Raw genomic sequence first — 19,669 nt, forward strand, 5'->3', positions numbered from 1 at the left:
CAACGCCGGCACCGGGAGAGGGATCATTGTTAAGGCAGCGCAGCCACGACTGACAGCTCTACCAGAATCTCGGGTTCGCACAGCTTGGCTTGCACAGTGGCGCGGGCCGGGGCGACGCCTTTGGGCAGCCACTTGTCCCACACCGCGTTCATGCCGGCGAAGTCGGCGTCGATGTCTTTCAGGTAGATCGTCACCGACAGCAACCTGGACTTGTCGGTACCGGCCAAGTCCAGCAAGCGCTCGATATTGACCAGGGTTTCACGGGTTTGCTGTTCAATCCCGGCGCTCATGTCGTCGCCTACCTGCCCTGCCAGGTACACGGTACCGCTGTGGACAACGATCTGGCTCATGCGCTCATTGGTGAGCTGGCGCTGGATTGACATGTTGTGCGGACTCCTGGTGGTTGCCATAACGGGAAATATCGAGGCCTGCGGCGCTGATCTGCGGCGTTTTCTTCGCCATCAGGTCGGCCAGCAAGCGACCCGAACCACAGGCCATGGTCCAACCGAGGGTACCGTGGCCTGTATTCAGGAACAGGTTCTTGAACGGCGTGGCACCCACAATCGGCGTGCCGTCTGGGGTGGTCGGGCGCAGGCCGGTCCAGAAACTGGCTTGGGCCAGATCGCCGCCCTGAGGATAAAGGTCGTTGACGATCATCTCCAGGGTTTCACGTCGCCGCGGGTTCAGCGACAGGTCAAAACCGGCTATTTCAGCCATGCCACCGACGCGAATACGGTTGTCGAAACGGGTAATCGCGACTTTGTAGGTTTCATCGAGAATGGTCGAGGTCGGCGCCATTGCCGGGTTAGTGATCGGCACGGTCAGCGAGTAGCCCTTGAGCGGGTACACCGGCGCCTTGATGCCCAATGGCTTGAGTAACTTGGGCGAGTAACTGCCGAGGGCCAGTACATAGCGGTCGGCGGTTTCCAGCTTGCCGTCGATCAGCACACCATTGATGCGGTCGCCTGCGTAGTCCAGGCGCTGGATGTCTTGTTCGAAGCGGAATTCCACGCCCAATTGTTTGCACATGTCGACCAGGCGCGTGGTGAATATCTGGCAATCGCCCGTCTGGTCGTTGGGCAGGCGCAAGGCACCCGCGAGGATATCGGTGACGCTGCCCAGAGCCGGTTCAACCCGGGCAATGCCGGCGCGGTCGAGCAATTCGAATGGCACGCCGGACTCTTTCAGCACGGCGATGTCCTTGGCGGCACCATCGAGTTGGGCCTGGGTGCGGAACAGTTGGGTAGTCCCGAGGCTGCGCCCTTCGTAGGCAATGCCGGTCTCGGCGCGCAATTCGTCGAGGCAGTCGCGGCTGTACTCGGACAGGCGCACCATGCGTTCCTTGTTCACCGCGTAGCGGCTGGCCGTGCAGTTGCGCAGCATCTGCGCCATCCACAGGTATTGGTCGATATCAGCAGTGGCCTTGATTGCCAACGGCGCGTGGCGTTGCAACAGCCACTTGATCGCCTTGAGTGGCACACCCGGCGCGGCCCAGGGCGAAGCATACCCAGGGGAGACCTGGCCGGCGTTGGCGAAACTGGTTTCCATGGCAGCGGCAGGCTGACGATCAACCACCACGACATCAAAGCCGGCCCGCGCCAAATAATAGGCACTGGTCACCCCAATGACGCCGCTACCCAAGACCAGAACGCGCATTTTTATATCCTCATCGCGGGCTTGGCCGCTGACGTGTGTTATTCGAGCAATGATGAGCGCAGTGTAAAAAACAATCGACAGTGCATTTCACTATATAAATGCCTATATTTGGCGACAATTCTTGGCAAAAACCCTTTTGACAGAGGCGTATCCCCTATGCGTACCAACACCCAGACCAAACGGGAGCTGGACAAGATCGACCGCAATATCCTGCGCATCCTGCAAACCGACGGGCGCATCTCGTTCACGGAGCTGGGGGAAAAGGTCGGGCTGTCCACCACGCCCTGCACCGAGCGCGTGCGGCGCCTGGAGCGCGAAGGGATCATCATGGGCTACAACGCACGGCTCAATCCCCAGCATTTGAAGGGAAGTTTGCTGGTATTTGTCGAGATCAGCCTGGATTACAAGTCGGGTGACACCTTTGAAGAATTTCGCCGAGCCGTGCTGAAACTGCCTCACGTGCTGGAGTGCCATCTAGTGTCGGGTGATTTCGACTACCTGGTGAAAGCGCGAATCTCGGAGATGGCTTCGTACCGCAAATTGCTGGGCGATATCCTGCTCAAACTCCCCCATGTGCGCGAATCCAAGAGCTATATCGTGATGGAAGAGGTGAAAGAAAGCCTGAACCTGCCGATCCCTGACTGACCCACTGACACAACACGGTCAAATGTGGGAGCTGGCGTGCCTGCTCCCTTGGTTTTAACCGAATACATCCGCTAGACCAACACCTGCCGGGTACTCGCCATGTACTCATGAATCTGCTTCTCCACCCGCGGATGAATCAGCTCCACTGGCCGGCGGCCATTAGGGCACGGCAAGGTCTTGGTGGTGCCGAACAGGCGACAGATCAGCGGCCGCTCGTCATACACCGTGCAACCCTTGGGCCCCAGATGCACGCAGTTCAGCTCGTCCATCGCCGCCTCTTGCTCGGCAGCGGTCTTGCGCGGCAGGCGCGACATTTCCTCGGGCGAGGTGGTCACCGGCCCACAGCAGTCGTGGCAACCGGGGACGCACTCGAACGAAGGAATCTGGCGACGCAGCGCGCTGATTTTCTGACTGTTGCAACTCATCGAAACCCATACCGAACGGCGAATAGACGTGGATTCTGACGCAAAACGCCCCGCGCAGACAGCGTCGTGCGACCACTGTATCCTGCGTCAAATTTTCCAGACAGGGAGGTTCCCCATGACCGCCAGCGCCCGGCACACCGCTTCCTACTACGCCGCCAGCAGCGTGCCGCAACCGGATTACCCGACGCTGACCGGTGAGGTAAACGCCGATGTCTGTGTGATCGGCGGGGGGTTCTCCGGGCTCAACACCGCCTTGGAATTGGCCGAGCGCGGCTTTCGCGTGGTGTTGCTGGAGGCGCGCAAAATCGGTTGGGGCGCCAGCGGGCGCAATGGCGGCCAGTTGATTCGCGGTGTCGGCCACGGGCTGGATCAGTTCACCCAGGTGATCGGCAGCGACGGCGTGCGCCAGATGAAGCTGATGGGCCTGGAAGCCGTGGAGATCGTGCGCGAGCGTGTGGAGCGCTTCCAGATCCCCTGTGACCTGACCTGGGGCTACTGCGACCTGGCCAACAAACCCCGCGACCTGCAGGGCCTGGCCGAGGATGCCGAAGAGCTGCGCAGCCTGGGTTACCGCCACGAAGTGCGCCTGTTGCAAGCCAGCGAGATGGGCACCGTAATCGGCTCTGATCGCTATGTAGGCGGCATGATCGATATGGGTTCCGGCCATCTGCACCCGCTGAACCTGGCACTGGGTGAGGCTGCCGTTGCCCAGCACTTGGGCGTGGCGCTGTACGAGCAATCCCAAGTGACCCGTATCGACTATGGTCCTGAGGTCAAGGTGCACACCGCCCAAGGCACTGTGCGCGCCAAGACCCTGGTACTGGCCTGCAACGCCTACCTGAACGGGCTCAACCCGCAACTGAGCGGCAAGGTGTTGCCCGCCGGCAGCTACATCATTGCCACCGAGCCCTTGAGCGAGGCGCAAGCCACCAGCCTGTTACCGCAGAACATGGCCGTGTGTGACCAGCGCGTGACGGTGGATTACTTCCGCCTGTCCGCCGACCGTCGCCTGTTGTTCGGCGGCGCCTGCCACTACTCCGGTCGAGACCCCAAGGACATCGGCGCCTACATGCGGCCGAAGATGCTGCAGGTATTCCCCCAATTGGCAGACGTGAAAATCGACTACCAATGGGGCGGCATGATCGGCATCGGCGCCAACCGCCTGCCGCAGATTGGCCGCCTGGCCGATCAACCCAACGTGTATTACGCCCAGGCCTATGCCGGCCATGGCCTCAACGCCACGCACCTGGCGGGCAAGCTGCTGGCCGAGGCCATCAGCGGCCAGCAACAGGGGCGCTTCGATCTGTTCGCTCAGGTGCCACACATCACCTTCCCCGGCGGCAAACACCTGCGTTCGCCGTTGCTGGCACTGGGGATGCTCTGGCACCGCCTCAAAGAACTGCTCTGATCAATCGCGCCAGAAGGGTTTCAAACCCTCACGGCGCGCCTGCTCGGCGGTCAGCCCGATGTCGCGTAACTGCTCGCGGCTCAGGTCCAGCAGGGCCTTGCGCGTATGGCGACGGCGCCAGAACAGATGCCAGCGGCCAGGCGCCGCGGCAGTGAGCGCCTGCTCCTGCCCCGCTTCCAGTTCCTGACTGCGTAACGCCAGCCGTACATCGCTCATGCCGCTCATTTGACTGCCCCTCATTGGCCTGTTGCCTTGAGTGACCAGCATGCGCGGGCGGCCAGAACCATTACAGATTCAGCCAACTTTTATTAGATCCATACAGATGCTCCCTATGCGTGGCTGAATCCTGTATTTTCCCTTTATCTGTACTGGTCCCTCGGGAGCGACCACCATGACTCTTTACGTCAACCTCGCCGAATTGCTCGGCACCCGCATTGAACAGGGCTTCTATCGTCCGGGCGATCGACTGCCCTCGGTGCGGGCCTTGAGTGTGGAACATGGGGTGAGCCTGAGCACCGTGCAGCAGGCGTATCGGTTGCTCGAAGACAACGGCCTGGCGATGCCCAAGCCCAAGTCGGGCTATTTTGTTCCGGTGGGCCGTGAACTGCCGGCACTGCCCGAGATTGGCCGCCCGGCCCAACGGCCAGTGGAAATCTCCCAGTGGGACCTGGTGCTGGAACTGATTCGTGCGGTGCCGCGCAAAGACGTCATACAGATGGGTCGGGGCATGCCGGATGTATTGTCGCCCACCTTGAAGCCGCTGCTGCGTAGCCTCGCCCGTGTCAGCCGGCGCCAAGACCTGCCGGGGCTGTATTACGACAATATCCTCGGCTGTATGGAACTGCGTGAGCAAATCGCCCGGCTGTCATTGGACTCCGGTTGCCAACTGAGCGCCGAAGACATCGTGATCACCACCGGCTGCCACGAAGCCCTCTCCGCCAGCATTCACGCCATTTGTGAGCCTGGCGATATCGTCGCGGTGGATTCGCCCAGCTTCCACGGTGCCATGCAGACCCTCAAGGGCCTGGGCATGAAAGCCCTGGAAATCCCCACCGACCCGCTCACCGGCATCAGCCTGGAGGCCCTGGAACTGGCGCTGGAACAGTGGCCGATCAAAGTCATCCAGCTCACCCCAAACTGCAACAACCCCTTGGGCTACATCATGCCGGAAGCGCGCAAACGCGCCTTGCTGACCCTGGCCCAGCGCTTTGACGTGGCGATTATCGAAGACGATGTGTATGGCGAGCTGGCCTACAGCTACCCACGCCCGCGCACCATCAAATCCTTCGATGAAGACGGGCGTGTGCTGCTGTGCAGCTCGTTCTCCAAAACCCTGGCGCCCGGTCTGCGCATTGGCTGGGTCGCACCGGGACGCTATCTGGAACGGGTGCTGCACATGAAATACATCAGCACCGGTTCTACGGCTACACAGCCGCAGATTGCCATTGCAGAATTCCTCAAAGGCGGTCATTTCGAGCCGCATTTACGCAGGATGCGCACCCAATACCAACGTAATCGCGACTTGATGCTGGATTGGGTCAGCCGTTATTTTCCCGCTGGTACGCGTGCCAGCCGGCCCCAGGGCAGCTTTATGTTATGGATCGAGCTGCCGGAGGGCTTCGACACCTTGAAGCTCAACCGCGTGCTGGTGGAACAAGGCGTACAGGTGGCGGTAGGCAGTATCTTCTCCGCTTCCGGCAAGTACCGTAACTGCTTGCGCATGAACTACGCTGCCAAGCCAACAGCGCAGATTGAAGAGGCCGTGCGCAAGGTAGGTGCTGCCGCTGGCAAGATGCTGGAAGAGACGGCGGACTGACCTTTCCCGAGCAATTGCCGTCATATGCCACAACCGCCCTGACCTGGAAGCAGTTTCCTTGATGATTCGACGGCTTTTACCGTTTTGCCTGCTGGCCGCCCTGGCCCTGGGCGGCTGCGCCACGGTCGACACCCCGCGCATCCCCAGCGATGCCCTGCCGGCGAAGGACTCCTCGTTCGGTCGCTCGATCCAGGCCCAGGCCGCCCCCTACCAAGGGCGCTCGGGCTTTCGTTTGCTGCCCAACAGCAGTGAAGCCTTCATGGCCCGCGCCGAGTTGATCCGCAACGCCCAGACCAGCCTCGACTTGCAGTACTACATCGTGCACGACGGCATCAGCACACGCATGCTTGTGGACGAACTGCTCAAGGCCGCCGACCGCGGGGTGCGCGTACGCATTCTACTGGACGACACCACCAGCGATGGCCTCGACCAGATCATCGCCACCCTCGCCGCCCATCCCAAGGTGCAGATACGCCTGTTCAACCCGCTGCACCTGGGGCGCAGCACCGGCGTTACACGCGCCATGGGCCGTGTATTCAACCTGTCGCTGCAACACCGGCGCATGCATAACAAGCTGTGGCTGGCCGATAACAGCGTGGCCATCGTTGGCGGGCGCAACCTGGGCGACGAGTATTTCGACGCCGAACCCAACCTGAATTTCACCGACATCGACATGCTCAGCGTCGGGCCGGTAGCCGAGCAATTGGGTCACAGCTTCGACCAGTACTGGAACAGCGCCCTGAGCAAGCCTATCGATGACTTCGTCTCGAACAAACCCTCCAAGGTCGACCTCGCCGTCGCCCGCGGGCGCCTTGAAGCCTCCCTGGCTCAGTCCCGTCAGCAGAACCACGCGCTGTATAACCGCCTGCGCACTTACCAGACCCAGCCCCGCATGGACATCTGGCGCCGCGAGTTGATCTGGGCCTGGAACCAGGCGCTGTGGGACGCACCGAGCAAGGTACTGGCCAAGGCCGACCCCGACCCGCGACTGTTGCTGACCACCCAGCTGGCGCCAGAGCTGGCGGGGGTCAGCCATGAGCTGATCATGATTTCGGCTTACTTCGTACCGGGCCAACCTGGGCTGGTCTACCTCACAGGGCGTGCCGATGCGGGTGTTTCGGTGCGCCTGCTGACCAACGCCCTCGAAGCCACCGACGTACCGGCCGTGCACGGCGGTTATGCGCCGTATCGCAAGGCACTGCTGGAGCACGGGGTGAAGCTCTATGAGCTGCGCCGGCAGCCGGGCGATCCCAGCGCAAGCAGCGGCCCGCACCTGTTTCGGCATGGCAGCTGGCGCGGCTCGGACTCCAGCCTGCACAGCAAGGCGATGATTTTCGATCGAGAAAAGTCGTTTATCGGCTCATTCAATTTCGACCCGCGCTCAGTGCTGTGGAACACCGAAGTCGGCGTACTGGTGGACAGCCCCGAACTGGCCGAACACGTGCGCAACCTGGCGCTGGAAGGTATGGCGCCAGCGTTGAGCTATGAGGCCAAACTGCAGGACGGCCAAGTGGTGTGGGTGACAGAAGACAACGGCCAGATGCACACTCTGACTTGCGAACCGGGCAGTTGGTGGCGGCGGTTCAACGCCTGGTTCGCCACCAGTGTTGGCCTGGAACGCATGCTCTAAAACCCCTGCGGATCACCTGTGGGAGCCGGGCTTGCCCGCGATAGCGGTGTGCCAGACAACAAATCAGCTGGCTGACAAACCGTCATCGCAGGCAAGCCAGCTCCCACATTGGCCGCGTTTAAAGGTCAGGCCGGCTGCGTAGCGCCGAAAGCCCCCTGGCGCAGCAACAGCACCACCAACCCCAGCGCCCCGGCAGCCATCAACAGCGGCAGCGCATGCCCGCTGATCCACTGGCTGCCCGCTCCTGCCACCAGCGGCCCGATCAGGCAGCCAATGCCCCACAGCTGCGCCACGTGAGCGTTGGCACGCACCAACGCATCGTCGCGGTAGCGCTCGCCAATCAAAATCAGCGACAAGGTAAACAAACCGCCGGCACTGGCGCCGAACAGCACCCACACCGGCCAGATCAGCAAGGTGTGCATCAATAACGGCACCGCCAGGCTCGACGCCAGCAACAGCAGTGCACAGGCCAGAAACAGAGTGCGTCGCGGCAGGTAGTCGGCCAGCGCGCCAATGGGCAATTGCAGCAACGCATCGCCCACCACCACCGTGCTGACCATCGCCAAGGCGATCTCAGCGGTAAAACCCTGTTGCAGGCAGTACACCGGCAACAACGTCAGAATCATCGCTTCGAAGGCAGCGAACAACGCCACAGCCCAGGCAATCGCCGGCAGGCCAAGGCAAAAGCGCCACAGGTCGCCAAACGTCATGCTGAACGAATCCGCTGTCGGCGCCCCGGTACGTCCTAGCAACAGTAACGGCGCCACCACTAAAAGGCCTGCGCCGACCCAGAAGCCATAGTCATGATCGGTGCCTATCAGGCCCAGCAGCAACGGCCCCGACAGCTGGCTCAAGGCATAGCTGCAGCCGTAGAGCGCCACCAGCCGGCCACGCCACTGCTCGACCACCAGTTGGTTGATCCAGCTTTCGCCAAGGATGAATACGATGGTCAGGATCACCCCGATCATCAGCCTGAGCACCAGCCACACCGGGTAGCTGGGCAGGATCGCCAGCAAGCCGATGGACACCGCACCGGCCCACAGGCACAGGCGCATCAGGTTGGCAGTGCCGAGCCAGGACGCCATGCGGCTGGAGACCTTGGCGCCCAGCAGGACGCCGAATGCCGGCATCGCCGCCATCACGCCAATGGCGAAACTGCCATAACCCCAACCTTCAAGACGCAGGGATACCAACGGCATGCTGACACCCAGGGCCAGGCCAACGCTGAGTACCGAGGCCAGCACGGCGAAATATGTCGCCCAACGCATTGCCACGCTCCTGTGGATAATTCTGCTTCGCAAAACGAACTGTAGGAGCGAGCTTATGTGGGAGCTGGCTTGCCTGCGATACAGACGCCTCGGTGTGTCAGCCACACCTCAGTGATGCTATCGCAGGCAAGCCAGTTCCCACACAGGCTCGCTCCTACAGGGGATCAGCAGTGTTGCTTAGAGCTTGATCCAGGTCGCCTTCAGCTCGGTGTACTTGTCGAATGCATGCAGCGACTTGTCGCGGCCATTACCCGACTGCTTGAAACCACCGAACGGTGCGGTCATGTCGCCGCCGTCGTACTGGTTAACCCACACGCTGCCGGCGCGCAGAGCCTTGGCCGTCAGGTGTGCCTTGGAGATATCCGCCGTCCACACCGCCGCAGCCAGGCCGTATTGGGTGTCGTTGGCGATGGCGATGGCTTCTTCGGCGCTGTCGAAAGTGATCACCGACAGGACCGGGCCAAAGATCTCTTCCTGGGCGATCTTCATGGCATTGGTCACGCCGTCGAAAATCGTCGGCTCGACGTAGGTGCCGCCGGACTCTTCCAGGGTGCGCTTGCCACCCGCGACCAGCTTGGCGCCGTCGGCGTGGCCGGCTTCAATGTACGAAAGCACGGTGTTCATCTGCTGCGTATCCACCAACGCACCCACAGTGGTGGCTGGGTCCAGTGGATTGCCGGGTTTCCAGCCCTTGAGGGCCTCGATCACCAGCGGCAGGAAGGTGTCTTTGATCGAACGCTCGACCAGCAGGCGCGAGCCGGCAGTGCAGACTTCGCCCTGGTTGAAGGCAATGGCGCTGGCGGCGGATTCGGCCGCCGCTTGCAGGTTCGGCGCGTCGGCAAACACGATGTTCGGGCTCTTGCCACCGGCTTCCAGCCATACACGCTTCATGTTCGACTCGCCGGAGCGGATCAACAGTTGCTTGGCGATCTTGGTGGAGCCCGTGAACACCAGGGTATCGACGTCCATGTGCACCGCCAGGGCGTTACCCACGGTGTGGCCATAGCCAGGCAGCACGTTGAACACGCCTTTTGGAATACCAGCCTCAACGGCCAACGCGGCGATGCGGATGGCGGTGAGCGGGGACTTTTCGGACGGCTTCAGGATGACAGAGTTGCCGGTGGACAGCGCCGGGCCGAGTTTCCAGCACGCCATCATCAACGGGAAGTTCCACGGCACGATGGCGCCAACAACACCGACGGGCTCGCGGGTCACCAGGCCCAGTTGATCGTGGGGCGTGGCGGCGACTTCGTCGTAGATCTTGTCGATCGCCTCGCCGCTCCAGCTCAGGGCTTGCGCCGCGCCGGGGACGTCGATGTTCAGGGAATCGCTGATGGGCTTGCCCATATCCAGGGTTTCAAGCAGCGCCAGTTCTTCGGCGTTAGCCTTGAGCAGCGCGGCGAAACGGATCATGACGGACTTGCGCTTGGCCGGTGCCAGGCGCGACCACACGCCGGAATTGAAAGTGGCACGCGCATTTTCCACGGCGCGCTGGGCATCGCTGGCATCACAGCTGGCGACAGTGGCCAGCAAGCGCCCATCCACCGGGCTGATGCATTCGAAGGTGTCACCGGAAACGGCGGCGGTGTATTCGCCATTGATATAGGCGCGGCCTTCGATCTTCAGAGCCTTGGCGCGTTGTTCCCAGTCGGCACGGGTCAGGGTGGTCATGCGAGTGTCCTCCTCTTATTGAATACAAGGGCCTGGGAGGTTTATCCCGGAGCCATCACGAATGCTTGCCCGACCAGCCTGCTGTTCGGCTCAAGGCAGCTGCCACCCTAAACCAGCGGCTGGGGATGTTTCAATATATTTGACAGAACGGCGGCAAACGCCCTTGCGATGTTCATTTTAATAAACATAGACTTTGGGCTCTCCAACCGCAGGCCAGACGGGAAATGCACATGAGCATCCAGGACATCGTCGATTTCAGCCAAGCCAACACCGCCCCCGAACGCTACCGCCCTGCCGCCGAGAAAATCCTCAAGGGCGATCCCGAGCAGACACTCTACAACCACTACAACAGCCCATGCGGCCAGATGAACGCCGGCGTCTGGGAAGGTGAAGTGGGCCAGTGGAAGGTCAACTACACCGAGCATGAGTACTGCGAGATCGTGCAAGGCGTGTCGGTGTTGCGTGATGCCGAGGGGAATGCCAAGACCCTGCGGGCAGGCGATCGCTTTGTGATCCCTGCCGGTTTCAGCGGTACCTGGGAAGTGCTGGAAGCGTGCCGCAAGATCTACGTGGTGTTTGAAGAGAAAGCCTGATCATTGATTGATCGACAACGGGACGCTAAGCGTCCGAGACGGCATTCCCACGCAGAGCGTGGGAACGATCAGCAGAGCGTGGGAACGATCAGGCAAAAAAAAGCCCGCATCGTGAGATACGGGCTTTTTTTCACAAGGAGGAAAATCAATTACTTGATTTTGCCTTCTTTGTAGATCACGTGCTTGCGAACGCGCGGGTCGAACATTTTCTTTTCGAGCTTGTCCGGGGTAGTACGCTTGTTCTTGTCGGTAGTGTAGAAGTGACCAGTACCGGCGCTAGAGATCATTCGAATCAATTCACGCATGATAGAGCTCCTTAGATCTTGCCAGCGGCGCGGATTTCGGCCAGCACGACAGTGATGCCACGCTTGTCGATAATACGCATGCCTTTAGCAGATACGCGCAGACGCACGAAACGTTTCTCTTCTTCAACCCAGAAGCGGTGATGCTGCAGGTTCGGCAGGAAACGACGACGGGTTTTGTTATTTGCGTGGGAAATGTTATTCCCAGTCACCGGACCCTTACCGGTAACTTGACAGACTCTCGACATGCCTCAGCCCTCTAAAACCACATGCCCAACCCGGCATGGGTTGGCCGCTTAATCTCTCAGTCATTTGGCGCCAGGCGCCGCGTTTCTTTAGGGTCTTACCGGCTACACCTACAGTGAAGGAACCGGGCCCCTAGAAAAGAGCGCTGCTTTATACCAGAAAGACCCCAGTGCAACAACAACCTGTGTACTTTTAGCAGCGTAAATCTTGGCCACAAGTGCCTGAACCGCTGCCAGGAGGGGCCGCTGTAACAGCCGACCGCTCGTCGCACAGAATGATTTACAACGCCTGCGGTCACAGGGAAGTGCACGGCGAAACACGCTGAGGCGCCATCAAAACAGCATTTTGGCCAAAAGCACAGGCAAAAATGGGCTAGTCATTTATCAATCAGACCTCTACGGTAGGCTTTTTCCAGACTGCACTCGCAGATGGGCCTTCGATCTGCACAGGAAACCGAATATGCGCCTCGCTGCCCTACCGCTATTGCTTGCCCCTCTCTTTATTGCGCCGATGGCCGTTGCGGCCACCAACTTGAGCGTATGCACCGAGGCCAGCCCCGAAGGCTTCGATGTGGTGCAGTACAACTCACTGACCACCACCAACGCCTCGGCCGACGTGCTGATGAACCGTTTAGTGGAATTCGACGCGGCCAGTGGCAAGTTGGTACCGAGCCTTGCAGACAGCTGGGAAGTGTCGCCCGATGGGCTGACGTACACCTTCAAACTGCACCCCGATGTGAAATTCCATCGCACCAGTTATTTCAGCCCAAGCCGCACCTTGACCGCCGAAGACGTGCGCTTCAGCTTCGAGCGCATGCTCGACCCGGCCAACCCGTGGCACAAGATCGCCCAGAGCGGCTTTCCTCACGCCCAATCCCTGCAATTGCCCACACTGGTCAAGAAAATCGACGCCCTTGACCCACTGACCGTGCGCTTCACCCTCGACCATGCCGATTCCACCTTCTTACCAGCACTGAGCATGGGCTTTGCCTCGATCTATCCGGCTGAATATGCCGATAAATTGCTCAAGGCCGGCACACCCGAGAAGCTCAACAGCCAGCCAATCGGCACCGGCCCGTTTGTGTTCGTGCGTTTCCAGAAAGATGCCGTGGTGCGTTACAAGGCCAACCCGGACTACTTCGCCGGCAAACCGGCGGTGGATAACCTGATTTTCGCCATCACCCCGGACGCCAACGTACGCCTGCAGAAGCTGCACCGCGATGAATGCCAGATCGCCCTGTCACCCAAGCCCCTGGATGTGGGCGAGGCCGAAAAAGACTCGGCGCTGAAGGTGGAAAAAACCGCCGCCTTCATGACCGCGTTCGTCGCCATCAACAGCCAGCACCCACCGCTGGACAAGCCCGAAGTGCGCCAGGCGATCAACCTGGCCTTTGATAAGGGCAGCTACCTCAAGGCCGTGTTCGAAGGCACCGCCGAAGCAGCCAACGGTGTCTACCCGCCGAACACCTGGAGCTATGCCAAGGAGTTGCCAGGCTACCCGCAGGACCTCGCCAAAGCCAAGGCGCTGCTGGGCCGCGCCGGGCTCAAGGACGGCTTCAAGACCACAATATGGACCCGCCCTACGGGCAGCCTGCTGAACCCCAACCCGAACCTCGGCGCCCAACTGTTGCAGGCCGACCTGGCCAAGGTTGGCATCAAGGCCGAGATTCGCGTGATCGAATGGGGCGAGTTGATCCGCCGCGCCAAGGCCGGCGAGCACGACTTGCTGTTCATGGGCTGGGCCGGCGACAACGGCGACCCGGATAACTTCCTGACGCCGCAGTTCTCATGCGCAGCGGTGAAGTCCGGCACCAACTTTGCCCGCTATTGCGACCCTACCCTGGATAAGTTGATCAGTGCGGGCAAAACCACCAGCGAGCAAGGTGTGCGCAGCAAGCTGTATCAGCAGGCCCAGGCGCAGATCCAGCAACAGGCGCTGTGGCTGCCACTGGCGCATCCGACGGCGTTTGCCTTGACCCGCAAGAACATCCAGGGGTACCAGGTAAGCCCGTTCGGGCGCCAGGACTATTCGAAAGTCAGCCTCAAGCCCTAAGGCACACTCCCACCTGTAGGAGCGAACTTGCTCGCTCCTACAGAGGCAGGGCCGTTACAGCCAACCGTATTCAGCCATCGACAGCGGGTCGCCATCGCCCACGATGATATGGTCCAGCACCCGCACATCCACCACGTCCAGCGCCTTTTGCAGCAGCTTGGTCAATTTTCGATCAGCCGCGCTGGGCTCCGCGCTCCCCGACGGGTGGTTGTGGCACAGGATCAACGCCGCCGCGTTGTACGCCAAGGCGCGCTTGACCACTTGTCGCGGATAGACAATCGCAGCGTCGATGGTGCCCTGGGAAATGACCTCGAACCCCAGCACCCGATGCTTGGAGTCCAGAAACAGGCAGCCGAATATCTCATGGGGCTCATGGCGCAGCAGCGCCTTGAGGTACTCGCGCACGGCCAACGGGCTCTCCAGCACCGAGTCAGCCCGCAAGCGCTCAGCCAAGTGGCGCCGGGACATTTCCAGCACCGCCTGCAGTTGGGCAAACTTCGCCGGCCCCAGCCCCAGATGCTGGCTGAACAACGTCTGGCTGGCCTCCAGTAACGGGCGCAGGCCACCGAATTGCGCCAACAGATGGCGCGCCAGATCCACCGCACTTCGGCCGGCAACCCCCGTACGCAGGAAAATCGCCAACAGCTCGGCATCGGACAGGCTCGCTGCGCCGCCTTCCAATAATTTCTCCCGCGGACGCTCCGCCACGGGCCAATCACGAATACTCATCCCACCTCCCTGTATCTGCTCCGCTGTTGCCCGGCGGGCGCTGTGTTATCGTAGGGCCCTCTTTTTTGCCGGCGATTTCACCTGGGGAGGGGTCATCGCAGGCGTCACTGAACTGGCATCACTGAACTGGAAAGGCAAACCAATGCAGCGTCTGTATCGGAAACGCATCGTTCTCGGCGTCGGCGGCGGCATTGCCGCCTACAAGAGCGCAGAGTTGGTTCGCAGGCTCCTGGACCAGGGCGCCGAAGTGCGCGTGGTCATGACCCGTGGAGGCAGTGAGTTCATCACCCCGCTGACCATGCAAGCCCTGTCCGGCCACCCGGTTCACCTCGACCTGCTGGACCCGGCCGCAGAAGCCGCCATGGGCCATATCGAACTGGCCAAATGGGCCGACCTGGTGCTGATAGCCCCGGCCACTGCCGACCTGATCGCCCGCCTGGCCCAGGGCATTGCCGATGACCTGCTCACCACCCTGGTATTGGCCACCGACGCCACCGTCGCTATCGCTCCGGCCATGAACCAGGCCATGTGGCGCGACCCGGCCACCCAGGCCAATACCCAACTCCTGCAAACCCGCGGCCTCAAGGTGTTCGGCCCGGCGTCCGGCAGCCAGGCCTGCGGCGACGTCGGCCTGGGCCGCATGCTCGAAGTCACGGACCTCGCACAATGCGCCGCCGAGTGCTTCCAGCACCTGGCCCTGACCGGCAAGCACGTGCTGATCACCGCTGGCCCAACCCAGGAAAACATCGACCCGGTCCGCTACATCACCAACCATAGCTCAGGAAAAATGGGCTTCGCGTTGGCAGAAGCCGCGGTCGAGGCAGGCGCACGGGTCACACTGATCACAGGTCCCGTGCATCTGCCGACCCCTGATCGCGTCACGCGGATCGACGTAGTCAGCGCCCGGGACATGTTGGCGGCCTGCGAAGCCGCCATTCCCTGCGACCTGTTTATCGCCTCGGCAGCGGTTGCGGATTACCGCCCGGAGGTCGTGGCCCCGCAGAAGCTCAAGAAAGACCCTACGAGCGGCGACGGCCTGCTCCTGCAAATGGTGCGTAACCCGGACATCCTGGCCACCATCGCAACCCGTCCAGACCGTCCGTTCAGCGTCGGCTTCGCTGCCGAGACCGAGCACCTGCTGGACTACGCCGCACGCAAACTGAAAGACAAAAACCTCGACCTGATCGTTGCCAATGATGTCGCCAACCCGAGCATCGGCTTCAACAGCGAGGAAAATGCGTGCAGCGTGATCGACCGCGAACTGCACGCCACCCTTTTCGCCCAGACCAGCAAGGGCAAGATTGCCCGCCAACTGATCTCTTTTATCGCCCAACGGCTGAACCAGGTTTAATGTCCATGCACGCTTTGCAAGCCAAGATTCTCGACCCACGCCTCGGCAACGAATTCCCTCTGCCGGCCTACGCCACGCCGGGTTCCGCCGGCCTGGACCTGCGCGCCATGCTCAAGGAGGACACCGTCCTTGAGCCGGGCCAAACCATCCTGATTCCCACTGGCCTGTCGATCTATGTCGGCGATCCTGGCTTGGCGGCGCTGATCCTGCCGCGCTCCGGCCTGGGTCACAAACATGGCATCGTGCTCGGCAACTTGGTCGGCCTGATCGACTCCGACTACCAGGGCGAGTTGATGGTGTCGTGCTGGAACCGTGGCCAGACTGCTTTCAACATCGCCGTCGGCGAGCGCATCGCCCAACTGGTATTGGTGCCGGTGGTGCAGGCGCATTTTGAATTGGTGCAGGAATTCGATGAAACCCAACGCGGCGCAGGCGGTTTTGGGCATTCCGGCAGTCACTGACTAAGCTGAACGTGGCCGGATGCAATCGTCCGGCCACGCGCCACCGCCCGGCTTTTCAGGATGAAGAATGCGCGGAAATAATCATCGAGATTTCTCTAATGAAATCAAATGACTACGTAAAAATAATGCTAGCGCCGAAGCGCCGATGGCATTTTTACACCACGAACTCTCTGCCGAAAACGCCGTCATACCCTTCAGTTTGAGCCTGCCGGCCAGCCACATCAGGCCCGCCTTGCCCCCTTTCAGATGGAGTTTCCCCCGCGATGAGTACCGCAGCCCGCGTAGCCCCGACCTTTCCCGACAGCATTTTTCGCGCCTATGACATCCGTGGTGTGGTCCCCAAGACCCTGACCGCCGAAACCGCCTACTGGATCGGCCGCGCCATCGGCTCCCAGAGTCTGGCCCAAGGCGAACCCAACGTTTCGGTAGGCCGTGACGGCCGCTTGTCTGGCCCGGAGCTGGTCGAGCAACTGATCCAGGGCCTGGCTGACAGCGGCTGCCACGTCAGCGACGTCGGTCTGGTGCCAACCCCCGCGCTGTACTACGCCGCCAACGTACTGGCGGGCAAATCCGGGGTCATGCTTACCGGCAGCCACAACCCGTCGGACTACAACGGCTTCAAGATCGTCATCGCTGGCGACACCCTGGCCAATGAGCAGATCCAGGCCCTGCACACCCGCCTGAAGACCAACGACCTGACCCGCGGCACAGGGACCATCACCAAGGTTGACATCCTGCAACGCTACTCCGATGAAATCACCCGTGACGTCAAGCTCGCCCGCCGCTTGAAAGTCGTGGTGGACTGCGGCAACGGCGCAGCGGGTGTGATTGCCCCGCAATTGCTCGAAGCCCTGAACTGCGAAGTGATCCCACTGTTCTGCGAAGTGGACGGCAACTTCCCCAACCATCACCCAGACCCAGGCAAGCCGGAAAACCTGGTAGACCTGATTGCCAAGGTCAAGGAAGTGGGCGCCGACGTCGGCTTGGCCTTCGATGGCGACGGCGACCGTGTGGGCGTGGTGACCGAAACCGGCGAGATCGTGTTCCCGGACCGCCTGTTGATGCTGTTTGCTCGAGACGTGGTTGCGCGCAATGCCAACGCCGAGATCATCTTCGATGTGAAATGCACGCGTCGCCTGACGCCATTGATCAAGGAATACGGTGGTCGCCCGCTAATGTGGAAGACCGGTCACTCGTTGATCAAAAAGAAAATGAAGGAAACCGGCGCGCTGTTGGCCGGTGAAATGAGCGGTCACGTGTTCTTCAAAGAACGTTGGTTCGGGTTTGACGATGGTATCTACAGTGCCGCTCGCCTGCTGGAGATCCTCAGCAAGGAGAAATCCACGGCCGAAGAGCTGTTTCAGACCTTCCCGAATGATATTTCTACGCCAGAGATCAATATCCATGTGACCGAGGAGAGCAAATTCAGCATCATTGACGCATTGCACGATGCGCAATGGGGTGAAGGCGCCAACCTGACCACCATTGATGGTGTGCGAGTCGATTACGCCAAAGGCTGGGGCCTGGTTCGCGCGTCCAACACCACACCGGTGCTGGTCCTGCGTTTCGAGGCGGATACCGAGGCTGAGTTGCAGCGCATCAAGGACGTGTTCCACGCCCAGTTGAAACGTGTTGCCCCTGATCTCCAATTACCGTTCTGATTTTTTGCCCGGAGCCCTGAATGACCCTCGAACGCGAAGCCGCTGCCAACACCGCCAAGGTCCTGTCCGAAGCGTTGCCTTATATTCGACGCTACGTCGGCAAGACGCTGGTGATCAAGTACGGCGGCAATGCCATGGAAAGCGATGAGCTGAAAACCGGCTTTGCGCGCGACATCGTGCTGATGAAGGCCGTAGGGATCAACCCCGTGGTCGTCCACGGCGGCGGCCCGCAAATCGGCGACCTGCTCAAGCGGTTGTCCATCGAGAGTCACTTCATCGATGGCATGCGCGTCACTGACGCGCAAACCATGGACGTGGTGGAAATGGTCCTCGGCGGCCAGGTCAACAAAGACATCGTCAACCTGATCAACCGCCACGGCGGCAGCGCCATCGGCCTGACCGGCAAGGATGCGGAACTGATCCGCGCCAAGAAACTGACCGTGACCCGCAAGACGCCGGAGATGACCCAGCCGGAAATCATCGACATCGGCCAGGTGGGCGAAGTCATCGGCATCAACACCGATTTGCTCAACCTGCTGGTCAAGGGCGACTTCATCCCGGTAATTGCGCCGATCGGCGTGGGTGCTAATGGCGAGTCCTATAACATCAACGCCGATCTGGTAGCCGGTAAGGTGGCGGAAGCACTGAAGGCTGAAAAGCTGATGCTGCTGACCAACATCGCCGGCTTGATGGACAAGGAAGGCAAGGTACTGACCGGCTTGACTACCCAGCAGGTAGACGACCTGATCGCCGACGGCACCATCTACGGCGGCATGTTGCCGAAGATCCGTTGCGCACTGGAAGCGGTGCAGGGCGGCGTCGGCAGCTCGCTGATCCTGGATGGCCGCGTGCCAAATGCAATCCTGCTGGAAATCTTCACCGATACTGGTGTGGGCACGCTGATCAGTAACCGCAAGCGTCCTTAACCGCTGCAAAGCAAAAAGCCCCGCTCAATCGAATTGAGCGGGGCTTTTTGTTTGTACACAGTTCAAATGTGGGCGCTGGCTTGCCTGCGATGACGGCAGTACATTCTAAAATGCACCGCCTGACACACCGCTATCGCGGGCAAGCCCGCTCCCACAGGATTCAGTGTCAGACGCCGAACTGCTCGCGGTAGGCACGCACCGCCGGCAAATGCTGCTTGAGCTGCGGGTCATCTTCCAGGAACTGCAACACCTGGTTCAACGACACGATGCTCACCACCGGAATGCCGAAGTCACGCTCCACTTCCTGGATCGCCGACAACTCACCGTTGCCGCGTTCCTGACGGTTCAAGGCGATCAGTACACCGGCAGCCTTGGCGCCGTCCTGGGAAGCGATGATCTGCATCACTTCACGGATAGCAGTACCCGCGGTGATCACGTCATCGATGATCAGCACCTCGCCGGTCAATGGCGCGCCGACCAGGCTGCCACCTTCACCATGGGCCTTGGCTTCCTTACGGTTGAAACACCACGGCAAGTCCTGCCCGTGATGCTCCGCCAGCGCTACCGCCGTCGCCGCTGCCAGGGGAATACCCTTGTAGGCCGGGCCAAAGAGTACGTCGAAGGAAATACCGCTCTCAACGATGGCTGCCGCATAGAAACGGCCCAGCTGAGCCAGGGCCGAACCTGAGTTGAACAGGCCCGCATTGAAGAAGTACGGGCTGGTGCGCCCGGACTTGAGGGTGAACTCACCGAAGCGTAAAACGCCGCGATCGATGGCAAAACGAATGAAATCGCGCTGATACGCCTGCATGAAAAAAGCCTCAGATAC

At 60.9% G+C, this 19,669-nt stretch carries 19 protein-coding genes and 1 pseudogene; 10 read left to right on the forward strand and 10 right to left on the reverse strand.

From position 1 onward, the window contains the following. Positions 1 to 29: 29 nt before the first annotated feature. The gene (locus tag AC4PS6_RS09890) at positions 30 to 383 is read right to left on the reverse strand and encodes a RidA family protein (protein ID WP_014720472.1); all 354 of its coding nucleotides are present in this window, start codon (positions 381 to 383) and stop codon (positions 30 to 32) included. Beyond that, positions 355 to 1,656: a D-amino acid dehydrogenase gene (gene dadA / locus AC4PS6_RS09895; RefSeq protein ID WP_014720473.1), complete on the reverse strand. Its 1,302-nt coding sequence runs from the start codon at positions 1,654 to 1,656 to the stop codon at positions 355 to 357. Before dadA ends, AC4PS6_RS09890 begins: the two co-directional genes overlap by 29 nt. A 156-nt stretch (positions 1,657 to 1,812) precedes the next feature. Here dadA and AC4PS6_RS09900 point away from each other — a divergent pair, with 156 nt between their 5' ends. Next, positions 1,813 to 2,301, forward strand: a complete 489-nt coding sequence (locus tag AC4PS6_RS09900) for an Lrp/AsnC ligand binding domain-containing protein (RefSeq protein ID WP_003176896.1) — start codon at positions 1,813 to 1,815, stop codon at positions 2,299 to 2,301. A gap of 71 nt (positions 2,302 to 2,372) precedes the next feature. Here the strand turns inward: AC4PS6_RS09900 and AC4PS6_RS09905 are convergent, their stop codons facing one another. Further along, on the reverse strand, positions 2,373 to 2,726 hold the full coding sequence (locus AC4PS6_RS09905; RefSeq protein WP_003195461.1) for a YkgJ family cysteine cluster protein: 354 nt from the start codon (positions 2,724 to 2,726) through the stop codon (positions 2,373 to 2,375). A 115-nt stretch (positions 2,727 to 2,841) separates the two neighbouring features. Between AC4PS6_RS09905 and AC4PS6_RS09910 the strand changes: the two genes are divergently transcribed. Next, positions 2,842 to 4,134, forward strand: coding sequence for an FAD-dependent oxidoreductase (locus tag AC4PS6_RS09910; RefSeq protein ID WP_198832930.1), 1,293 nt, complete (start codon positions 2,842 to 2,844; stop codon positions 4,132 to 4,134). On the opposite strand, the gene AC4PS6_RS09915 is transcribed toward AC4PS6_RS09910, so the two are convergent. Further along, a complete protein-coding gene (locus tag AC4PS6_RS09915) occupies positions 4,135 to 4,359 on the reverse strand; it encodes a DUF1127 domain-containing protein (RefSeq protein ID WP_014720475.1) in 225 nt (74 codons plus the stop codon). It abuts the gene before it with no gap. 166 nt (positions 4,360 to 4,525) lie between these two features. Here AC4PS6_RS09915 and AC4PS6_RS09920 point away from each other — a divergent pair, with 166 nt between their 5' ends. Together AC4PS6_RS09920 and AC4PS6_RS09925 are read left to right on the forward strand one after the other, a co-directional pair. Further along, positions 4,526 to 5,950, forward strand: a complete 1,425-nt coding sequence (locus AC4PS6_RS09920) for an aminotransferase-like domain-containing protein (protein ID WP_003195467.1) — start codon at positions 4,526 to 4,528, stop codon at positions 5,948 to 5,950. Between the two features lie 61 nt (positions 5,951 to 6,011). Continuing rightward, on the forward strand, positions 6,012 to 7,580 hold the full coding sequence (locus AC4PS6_RS09925) for a phospholipase D family protein (protein WP_032901893.1): 1,569 nt from the start codon (positions 6,012 to 6,014) through the stop codon (positions 7,578 to 7,580). 125 nt (positions 7,581 to 7,705) lie between these two features. Here the strand turns inward: AC4PS6_RS09925 and AC4PS6_RS09930 are convergent, their stop codons facing one another. Together AC4PS6_RS09930 and AC4PS6_RS09935 are read right to left on the reverse strand one after the other, a co-directional pair. Further along, positions 7,706 to 8,848 carry an MFS transporter gene (locus tag AC4PS6_RS09930; protein ID WP_014720477.1) on the reverse strand — a complete coding sequence of 381 codons (1,143 nt, stop codon included), beginning with the start codon at positions 8,846 to 8,848 and terminating at the stop codon, positions 7,706 to 7,708. A gap of 177 nt (positions 8,849 to 9,025) precedes the next feature. Continuing rightward, positions 9,026 to 10,519, reverse strand: a complete 1,494-nt coding sequence (locus AC4PS6_RS09935) for an aldehyde dehydrogenase (RefSeq protein WP_003195472.1) — start codon at positions 10,517 to 10,519, stop codon at positions 9,026 to 9,028. 230 nt (positions 10,520 to 10,749) lie between these two features. Here AC4PS6_RS09935 and AC4PS6_RS09940 point away from each other — a divergent pair, with 230 nt between their 5' ends. Then, positions 10,750 to 11,112, forward strand: a complete 363-nt coding sequence (locus tag AC4PS6_RS09940; protein ID WP_014720478.1) for a cupin domain-containing protein — start codon at positions 10,750 to 10,752, stop codon at positions 11,110 to 11,112. Between the two features lie 149 nt (positions 11,113 to 11,261). Here AC4PS6_RS09940 and rpmG read toward each other — a convergent pair whose 3' ends face one another. Beyond that, a complete protein-coding gene (rpmG, locus tag AC4PS6_RS09945; RefSeq protein ID WP_003176906.1) occupies positions 11,262 to 11,417 on the reverse strand; it encodes a 50S ribosomal protein L33 in 156 nt (51 codons plus the stop codon). Between the two features lie 11 nt (positions 11,418 to 11,428). Continuing rightward, the gene (rpmB, locus tag AC4PS6_RS09950) at positions 11,429 to 11,662 is read right to left on the reverse strand and encodes a 50S ribosomal protein L28 (protein WP_003176907.1); all 234 of its coding nucleotides are present in this window, start codon (positions 11,660 to 11,662) and stop codon (positions 11,429 to 11,431) included. A gap of 457 nt (positions 11,663 to 12,119) precedes the next feature. Here rpmB and AC4PS6_RS09955 point away from each other — a divergent pair, with 457 nt between their 5' ends. Then, positions 12,120 to 13,712 (forward strand): ABC transporter substrate-binding protein, encoded by a 1,593-nt coding sequence (locus tag AC4PS6_RS09955; RefSeq protein WP_336827095.1) that lies wholly within the window; start codon positions 12,120 to 12,122, stop codon positions 13,710 to 13,712. A 54-nt stretch (positions 13,713 to 13,766) separates the two neighbouring features. On the opposite strand, the gene radC is transcribed toward AC4PS6_RS09955, so the two are convergent. Next, positions 13,767 to 14,441: a RadC family protein gene (gene radC, locus AC4PS6_RS09960; RefSeq protein WP_014720480.1), complete on the reverse strand. Its 675-nt coding sequence runs from the start codon at positions 14,439 to 14,441 to the stop codon at positions 13,767 to 13,769. Positions 14,442 to 14,583: 142 nt separating this feature from the next. Between radC and coaBC the strand changes: the two genes are divergently transcribed. From coaBC to argB, 4 genes and pseudogenes are all read left to right on the forward strand, one after another. Beyond that, positions 14,584 to 15,792 carry a bifunctional phosphopantothenoylcysteine decarboxylase/phosphopantothenate--cysteine ligase CoaBC gene (coaBC, locus tag AC4PS6_RS09965; protein ID WP_492180780.1) on the forward strand — a complete coding sequence of 403 codons (1,209 nt, stop codon included), beginning with the start codon at positions 14,584 to 14,586 and terminating at the stop codon, positions 15,790 to 15,792. Positions 15,793 to 15,797: 5 nt separating this feature from the next. After that, complete coding sequence (dut, locus tag AC4PS6_RS09970; RefSeq protein ID WP_014720481.1) at positions 15,798 to 16,253, forward strand: dUTP diphosphatase; 456 nt, start codon at positions 15,798 to 15,800, stop codon at positions 16,251 to 16,253. A 254-nt stretch (positions 16,254 to 16,507) separates the two neighbouring features. Next, positions 16,508 to 17,914 (forward strand): annotated as a pseudogene (locus AC4PS6_RS09975) (phosphomannomutase/phosphoglucomutase); the annotation flags it as partial. A gap of 20 nt (positions 17,915 to 17,934) precedes the next feature. Further along, complete coding sequence (gene argB / locus AC4PS6_RS09980; RefSeq protein ID WP_003213275.1) at positions 17,935 to 18,840, forward strand: acetylglutamate kinase; 906 nt, start codon at positions 17,935 to 17,937, stop codon at positions 18,838 to 18,840. A 166-nt stretch (positions 18,841 to 19,006) separates the two neighbouring features. Here argB and pyrE read toward each other — a convergent pair whose 3' ends face one another. Then, the gene (gene pyrE, locus AC4PS6_RS09985; protein ID WP_014720483.1) at positions 19,007 to 19,651 is read right to left on the reverse strand and encodes an orotate phosphoribosyltransferase; all 645 of its coding nucleotides are present in this window, start codon (positions 19,649 to 19,651) and stop codon (positions 19,007 to 19,009) included. Positions 19,652 to 19,669: the final 18 nt, after the last annotated feature.

The sequence above is a fragment of the Pseudomonas sp. DW-iso17 genome, assembly GCF_058725345.1.

What these genes read in the sequence shown, in the direction of transcription:
- radC (WP_014720480.1), bottom strand. Translation starts at nt 14,441, where the DNA reads ATGAGTATTCGTGATTGGCCCGTGGCGGAGCGTCCGCGGGAGAAATTA.
- AC4PS6_RS09955 (WP_336827095.1), top strand. Translation starts at nt 12,120, where the DNA reads ATGCGCCTCGCTGCCCTACCGCTATTGCTTGCCCCTCTCTTTATTGCG.
- AC4PS6_RS09930 (WP_014720477.1), bottom strand. Translation starts at nt 8,848, where the DNA reads ATGCGTTGGGCGACATATTTCGCCGTGCTGGCCTCGGTACTCAGCGTT.
- AC4PS6_RS09910 (WP_198832930.1), top strand. Translation starts at nt 2,842, where the DNA reads ATGACCGCCAGCGCCCGGCACACCGCTTCCTACTACGCCGCCAGCAGC.
- rpmB (WP_003176907.1), bottom strand. Translation starts at nt 11,662, where the DNA reads ATGTCGAGAGTCTGTCAAGTTACCGGTAAGGGTCCGGTGACTGGGAAT.
- AC4PS6_RS09900 (WP_003176896.1), top strand. Translation starts at nt 1,813, where the DNA reads ATGCGTACCAACACCCAGACCAAACGGGAGCTGGACAAGATCGACCGC.
- dut (WP_014720481.1), top strand. Translation starts at nt 15,798, where the DNA reads ATGCACGCTTTGCAAGCCAAGATTCTCGACCCACGCCTCGGCAACGAA.
- argB (WP_003213275.1), top strand. Translation starts at nt 17,935, where the DNA reads ATGACCCTCGAACGCGAAGCCGCTGCCAACACCGCCAAGGTCCTGTCC.
- coaBC (WP_492180780.1), top strand. Translation starts at nt 14,584, where the DNA reads ATGCAGCGTCTGTATCGGAAACGCATCGTTCTCGGCGTCGGCGGCGGC.
- AC4PS6_RS09940 (WP_014720478.1), top strand. Translation starts at nt 10,750, where the DNA reads ATGAGCATCCAGGACATCGTCGATTTCAGCCAAGCCAACACCGCCCCC.
- AC4PS6_RS09925 (WP_032901893.1), top strand. Translation starts at nt 6,012, where the DNA reads ATGATTCGACGGCTTTTACCGTTTTGCCTGCTGGCCGCCCTGGCCCTG.
- AC4PS6_RS09905 (WP_003195461.1), bottom strand. Translation starts at nt 2,726, where the DNA reads ATGAGTTGCAACAGTCAGAAAATCAGCGCGCTGCGTCGCCAGATTCCT.
- dadA (WP_014720473.1), bottom strand. Translation starts at nt 1,656, where the DNA reads ATGCGCGTTCTGGTCTTGGGTAGCGGCGTCATTGGGGTGACCAGTGCC.
- AC4PS6_RS09935 (WP_003195472.1), bottom strand. Translation starts at nt 10,519, where the DNA reads ATGACCACCCTGACCCGTGCCGACTGGGAACAACGCGCCAAGGCTCTG.
- AC4PS6_RS09915 (WP_014720475.1), bottom strand. Translation starts at nt 4,359, where the DNA reads ATGAGCGGCATGAGCGATGTACGGCTGGCGTTACGCAGTCAGGAACTG.
- AC4PS6_RS09890 (WP_014720472.1), bottom strand. Translation starts at nt 383, where the DNA reads ATGTCAATCCAGCGCCAGCTCACCAATGAGCGCATGAGCCAGATCGTT.
- AC4PS6_RS09920 (WP_003195467.1), top strand. Translation starts at nt 4,526, where the DNA reads ATGACTCTTTACGTCAACCTCGCCGAATTGCTCGGCACCCGCATTGAA.
- pyrE (WP_014720483.1), bottom strand. Translation starts at nt 19,651, where the DNA reads ATGCAGGCGTATCAGCGCGATTTCATTCGTTTTGCCATCGATCGCGGC.
- rpmG (WP_003176906.1), bottom strand. Translation starts at nt 11,417, where the DNA reads ATGCGTGAATTGATTCGAATGATCTCTAGCGCCGGTACTGGTCACTTC.